This is a genomic window from Streptomyces sp. MnatMP-M17 (genome assembly GCF_900091995.1).
GTDB lineage: Bacteria > Actinomycetota > Actinomycetes > Streptomycetales > Streptomycetaceae > Streptomyces.
This window is the reverse complement of sequence record NZ_FMDK01000441.1, coordinates 1-6,464: the sequence shown is the minus strand read 5'-3', so window position 1 is coordinate 6,464 and position 6,464 is coordinate 1. Positions and strand designations below refer to the sequence as shown.

Here is a 6,464-nt window from a genome sequence, read left to right as displayed (position 1 = left end):
CCTGGCGCTCGGCAGCGCGAAGGCGCACGCCGTACTGAACGTACGGCAGGCGCGTGCCCCGGTAGGGCAGCCCGTAGGAGGCACATGACCATTCTCGCGGCACATTAATCCCATGAATTAATGCCCGGCCGACCGGTTACGGGCACGGTTCACCACGACTGTTTTCCGTCATTTCTCTTTCTTTGCGTCTCTTTCCTTCATGCCTTTTTGCACGGGAAATAATTTCCCGCCCGATGAAGCGCGCGGTCTTGCTCACGGCGTAATGTTCTGATATTCCTGACCAGGCGAACATAAACTTCTCAGAAAAGGGGAGCGCGACATGACGGTTACCGTTCGCACCGAAGGAATCGGCCCTTCCGCGGTTTTCGCCCTGCCCTGGCTGGCCGCCGATGAACTCGGCTACTTCGCCGAGGAGGGAATCGCGGTCGAGTTCGTACGGAACCGGGCCGAGCAGGTACTGACCGAGCCGGTCGCCGATCATGAACTGGTCGACTCCGTCCGCAACCATGTGCCCTTCGAGGAAGGCCAGGTCGATCTGTACCGGGCCTGTGAGTGGGGACAGATCCGGCGGGCGCACGACAGCCGCCGGGGAGCGAAGATCATCGGCAAGCGGTCGTCGGTCGCCGTCATGGCGCTGCTGGCGGCGCCCGGCTCGGAGTACACCCATCCGCAGACGCTGGCCAACGCGCCGGTCGCGGTGAGCTTCCACAACGGCAACCACTACAGCGCCATCCAGATGCTGGAAGGATTCCTGGAGCAGGACGAGATCAAGGCGGTCGGCTACCACACCATCGACGGCTACCGCGCGGTGCTGGCGGGCGAGGCCGCGGTGGTGGCGCTGGCCGAGCCGTGGATCACTCTGGCGGAGAAGCAGGGATTCCAGAAGGTCATCGAGACGCACTACGCCGGCCTGGAACTCGCCGCGCCGGATTTCGATCCCGCCGTATACGCGGCCTGCAACAGGGCCATCGGCCGGGCCGTCACCGCCATCAACGCCGACAAGCGCTCGTATTTGCACTATCTGATCGATTCACTGCCGGAGGAGTTCAACGGCGTGATCACGCCGGACGACTTCCATCTGCCTCGTCTGCGTTATGTCGAGCCGGAGCCCTATACCCGTCTGGAGTTCGAGAAGGCGTATTCCTGGATGCGGCGCTGGGGACTGATCGAACCGGGCTCCCGTTATGAGGACCTGGTGGTCGAGGCCCCCGGGCTGGACGTCGCTCGCTAAGGCCCGGCCCACCGACCGCAGCGGACAAGGGAGAGCACATGGTTGAGTCCATTTCAAAGGAATGGGGCGTCCGCATACGGACGGGATGCCGCGTCAGTTACACCTTGATCGATCTCAACGGGGAGTCCGGCCGCCGCAACGGCATGGCGTCCATGGCACTGCGGTCACCGGGGCTGGAGGCCGTGATCCTGCCGTCCGAGGTGAACAAGGTCGAGACGGACGAGAACGGCTCGGCCCATGCCGAGGCCGTCACGGGGCTTCTGGAACGTCTTCAGGAGGCGTGGCAGGGACCGTCCGCCCGTGTCGTCATCCGCAAGGGCCTGCCGCCGCACACCGGGTTCGGCTCCGGCACCACCACCGCCGTCGCGATCGGCCGTGCGTACGCGCAGTTCGCCGGCCGGTCCGTCGCGGTGGCGGACATCGCCAGAGCGGCGGGGCGAGCGGGGACCTCCGGCGCCAGCCCCAATCTGATCGAGCGCGGCGGCTTCCTGGTCGACGGCGGACATCTCAACCCGGACGACTTCGGCGAGGACCCGAAGCGCTATCTGGTCCCCACCAGATACGCGGGCGGCGGCAAGCGGCCTCCGGTGCTGATCTCGGCGCCGTTCCCGCAGTGGCCGGTCCTGGTGATCATCCCCAACGGCAACCAGATGCACGGCGAGGTGGAGCGCCAGTTCTTCGCCCGGACGCTCCCGATCCCGGCCGAGGAGGCCCGGCGGACCGCGCACGCCGTGCTGATGAACCTGGCGACGGCGGTGCTGGAGGCCGACTACACGGCCTTCTGCCGGGCCGTGAACTTCCTGACCTATGAGAGCTACTTCAAGCGCAAGCAGATCGACATGCAGTCCGCGCAGGTGAAGTTCCTCCTGGACGAGGCCAGGCGCGGACCGGAGATCGACGCCATCGCGATGAGCTCCGAGGGCCCGATGTGCTACGCGTTCACCCGCCGTCCACAGGACGCCGTGCGGCGGCTCACGGAGCTGCGCGGCGAGGGCGTGGTGCGGGAGTTCTGGTTCAGCGGCGCCCGCAATGTCCCGGCCTCCGTCGACTGGATCCCCGCCCTCGACGACCAGACACTCGTGGACTGATCTGAGCCTGATCCGAACCTGATCCGAACCTGATCCGCGCCGTCCGTCAGCAGAGAGCCGTCCGTCAGCAGAGGAGAGAACGTTGCCGAAGAGGTTCTCGACCAAGGATCTGGTCGCCCGGGAGGAACCGACCGACACCCGGAGCGGCGTGGGCCGCTTCACGTTCACCGACGACTACTCCGTCTTCCATTTCGGGAAGATGCCCGATCGGATTCCCGACAAGGGCCAGGCGTGCTGCCGGATCGCCGCGTTCAACTTCGGCCTGCTGGCGGACGCCGGTGTCCGCACCCACTTCCGCGGCTTCGAGCCCCCCGCCCGGATGGAGTTCACTCTCCTGCGGGTGCTGGATCCGCGGAAGCGGGCGCTGGGACCGGACGACATCAACCATCTCGTCCCGCTCCAGGTCATCTTCCGCAACACCATCCCCGAGGGCTCCTCCGTACTGCGCAGGCTGCGGCTGGGCCGGCTGACTCCCGCCGACATCGGTCTGACCGAGCCGCCGCGGGCGGGCACGGTACTGGCGCGCCCGGTCGTGGAGTACACCACCAAGCTGGAGGAGATCGACCGCTTCATCGGCCGGGCCGAGGCCGCCGCGATAGGCGGCCTCGACGACGCGCAGCAGGCCGAACTGGAGGAACGCGCCAGGGAGACGGACGACATCGTCACCGCCCACGCGCGCGGCCTCGGTCTGCTGCACGCCGACGGGAAGGTGGAGTTCGGCCGCGACGACCGGGGCCGGCTGATCCTGGTGGACCACGCGGGCACACCGGACGAGGCCCGGCTGCTGCTGGACGGCGCGCATGTGGGCAAACAGGTGCTGCGCGACCACTACACGGCCACCGGTCTCCAGACGCGGGTGGAGGAATGGGTACGGGAGGGCCGGCCGCGGTCCACCTGGCCCGCGCCGGATCCGCTGCCACGTGAAGTGGTGGAACTGGTGGCGGAGATGTACCGCTCGCTGTGCGAGGCATGGACGGGCCGCAAGGTGTGGGGAGCGCGGGATCTGGACCAGGTGCTCGACCGGCTGGCCGATGTCGTCCCGACGGGACGGCGGCAGGGCGGAGCCGAGAGCCCGGCCTTACGGACCGGTGTGTCATGGACCTGATCATCGTTGGCTGTCAGGCCGGTGACGAGGGCAAGGGCAAGTTCACCGATATCGCCTGCGAGGGCGCGGACGCCGTCGTCCGCTACCAGGCAGGACCGAACACCGGACACACGGTGGTGGCTGACGGCAGGGACCACCGCTTCGTCCAGGTGCCGGCCGGAGTACTGCGCGGCATCACCGGAGTCCTCGGCAACGGATGTGTGATCGATCCGCTCGCCCTGCTGACGGAACTCGGAGAGCTCCGCGCCGCCGGTTTCGATCCCTCGCTCCGTATCAGCGAGTCGGCACATGTGATCTTCCCGTACCACGTCGAACAGGACGCGGCGGAGGAGGAGTGGCGCGGCAGCGAGGTCGCCACCTCCGCGGCGAACGGCTTCGTCCACGGCACCGGCCGGCTGGGCACGACCAACCGCGGAGTCGGGCCCTGCCGGGAGGACAAGTCGGCGCGGATCGGTCTGCGGATGGTCGATCTGCTCGACGAACACCTGCTGCACACACGCCTGTCACGTCTGGTGCCGCTCAAACGGGCCCTGCTCCAGCAGGTGTTCGGGCGGCCCGCGGACCGCCGGCCGGTCGCCGACGAGGTCGCGCATCTCGTCAAGGAGTACAACGCGGCGGGCCGCGAGCTGGAACCGTATCTGTGCGATGTGTCGCGCTGGCTGCGCCGGGCCCGCGCCGAGGGCCGCAGGCTGGTCTACGAGGGTGCGCAGAGCTTCGGCCTGGACCTGGAGCACGGCACCTATCCGTATGTCACCAGCGGATACAGCGCCGCGGGCGGAGTGACGGTGGGCACCGGCACCTCGCCGGCACAGGAGTTCGGTGTGCTGGGCGTGATCAAGTCGTACATGGTGCAGGTCGGCGGCGGCCCGCTGGTGGGTGAACTCGACGGCGCCACGGCCGACCATCTCGTCACCAGGGGCCGTGAGTGGGGCACGGTCACCGGCCGCCGGCGGCGGGTGGGATGGTTCGACGTGCCCATGGTCAGACGCGCCATCGAGACCGACGGCATCAGGGAGCTGTGCCTGACCAATATCGATGTACTGGCCGGTCTGGACGAGATCGGAGTGATCACCGGATACCGGTCCGGGGCCCAGGAGCTGGACCTCTATCCGGCGAAGCGCGCGGACGCCGCCGCGGTCACGCCCGTACTGCGCCGCACGGCCGGCTGGCCGGACCAGGACTGGTCCGCGGCGGCGCGCCGCGGCGCAGCCGGACTCCCGGACGCGGCCCGCCGGTATGTCGACCTGCTGTCGTCCCTGCTGGACGCCGAGATCGTCGCGGTGAGCGTCGGACCGGAGCGCGAGGACACGATCCATCTGTCCACGACATCGCTCCTGTCCCGGACACCGGCCCAGGCACCCGACGGCGCCGTACGGGACCACGGCGTACGGGACCACCGGGACGGCCGCCGCCCGGAGGGCGACCATGTCCACGGATGAGTTCATGACCGCGGGCGGCCTGACGGTGGAACGGGAGCGCCACGCGGTCGATCCCGCGGCGCTGGACGACATCGCCGCCGCACTGGACGAGCGGCGTGGGATGGTGCTGGCCTCGGACACCGAGTACCCCGGCCGGTACACACCGTGGCGGATCGGTTTCGTCGATCCGCCGCTGTGCCTCACGGCGCGCGGCAGAGAGGTCTCGCTGACGGCCCTCAACGACCGTGGCCGGCTTCTGCTGCCCGTCTTCGGTCCCGCGCTGCGGCAGGCGGACGATGTGGCAGAGGTGCGCGAGGACGGCACGGAGCTGACGGCCGTCGTCAGGACGGCCGACGCCTGCCTTGCCGAGGAGGGCCGCAGCCGCCGGCCGTCCGCCTTCTCGGTGCTGCGCGTCGTCTGTGAGGTCCTGGGCTCCTCGGAGGACGAGTACCTGGGGCTGCACGGTGCGTTCGGCTATGACCTGGCCTTCCAGTTCGAGCCCGCCCGGCTGCGTCTGGAGCGCCCTGCCGACCAGCGCGATCTGGTGCTGTACCTGCCGGACGAACTGGTCGTCGTGGATCCGCGCAGAGGCATCTCCGAGCGCCGCCGCTACGAGTTCCGCTGCGACGGCGGCACCACACGCGGTCTGCGGCGCGAAGGGCCGCGCATCCCGTGGACGTCCGGCGCGCCCGGTGAGCCCGGCACGGACCGCGGCCTGCCGCCCGGCCGGTACGCGGATCTCGTCCGCGAGGCGCGCCACGCGTTCCAGCGCGGCGACCTGTTCGAGGTGGTGCTGAGCCAGACGTTCTCGCAGGGCACCGACCAGCGGCCCGCGGAGCTGTTCCGGAGGCTGCGCGAGGCGAATCCGTCGCCCTACGGATTCCTGGTCAGCCTCGGGGACGGCGAGCATCTGGTGGGAGCGTCGCCCGAGATGTATGTGCGGGTCACCGGGCGCCGGCTGGAGACCTGCCCGCTCAGCGGAACGGTCCCGCGCGGCGAGGACGCGGTCGGTGACGCCGACCAGATCCGTACACTGCTCAACTCCGCGAAGGACGAGTCCGAGCTGACCATGTGCACGGACGTCGACCGCAACGACAAGGCGCGGATCTGTGAACCGGGCAGCGTCCAGGTGATCGGCCGGCGTCAGATCGAGCTGTATTCACGGCTCATCCACACCGCGGACCATGTCACGGGCGTCCTGCGCAAGGAGTACGACGGGCTGGACGCCCTGCTCGCCCATACCTGGGCCGTCACGGTCACCGGCGCGCCCAAGGCATGGGCGACGCAGTACATAGAGGACCACGAGCCGTCCGTACGGCGCTGGTACGGCGGGGCGGTGGGCCATGTCGGGTTCAACGGCGACGTCAACACCGGGCTGGCCATCCGCATGGCGTGGGTGAAGTCCGGGCGCGCCGAGGTCAGGGTGGGCGCCACTCTCCTCTTCGACTCCGTTCCCGAGCAGGAGGAGCGGGAGACGGAGCTGAAGGCGTCCGCCCTGCTGAGCGTGTTGCGGCGGGACGAGCCCGGCCCGCCCGGTCGGGACGAACCCGGCCACGCCGGGCGTACGGACACCGGCGCGGCTCCCTCCGGCCGCGCGGCCGGACACCGGCCGCCGCCCGGTC

Annotated in this window: 5 protein-coding genes; all 5 read left to right on the top strand. The window is 69.3% G+C overall.

The genetic code is table 11. The features are described from left to right. Positions 1–319 precede the first annotated feature (319 nt). Complete coding sequence (locus GA0115259_RS19970) at positions 320–1,231, top strand: ABC transporter substrate-binding protein (RefSeq protein ID WP_093598898.1); 912 nt, start codon at positions 320–322, stop codon at positions 1,229–1,231. Between the two features lie 38 nt (positions 1,232–1,269). Continuing rightward, positions 1,270–2,319 carry a beta-ribofuranosylaminobenzene 5'-phosphate synthase family protein gene (locus GA0115259_RS19965; RefSeq protein WP_093598895.1) on the top strand — a complete coding sequence of 350 codons (1,050 nt, stop codon included), beginning with the start codon at positions 1,270–1,272 and terminating at the stop codon, positions 2,317–2,319. Between the two features lie 82 nt (positions 2,320–2,401). Next, positions 2,402–3,424, top strand: coding sequence for a phosphoribosylaminoimidazolesuccinocarboxamide synthase (locus tag GA0115259_RS19960; protein ID WP_093598892.1), 1,023 nt, complete (start codon positions 2,402–2,404; stop codon positions 3,422–3,424). After that, a complete protein-coding gene (locus GA0115259_RS19955) occupies positions 3,415–4,863 on the top strand; it encodes an adenylosuccinate synthase (RefSeq protein WP_161230422.1) in 1,449 nt (482 codons plus the stop codon). Before GA0115259_RS19960 ends, GA0115259_RS19955 begins: the two co-directional genes overlap by 10 nt. Beyond that, positions 4,850–6,464: anthranilate synthase component I (locus GA0115259_RS19950; RefSeq protein ID WP_107469227.1), on the top strand; the 1,615-nt coding region annotated here is incomplete at its 3' end. The genes GA0115259_RS19955 and GA0115259_RS19950, both read left to right, overlap by 14 nt.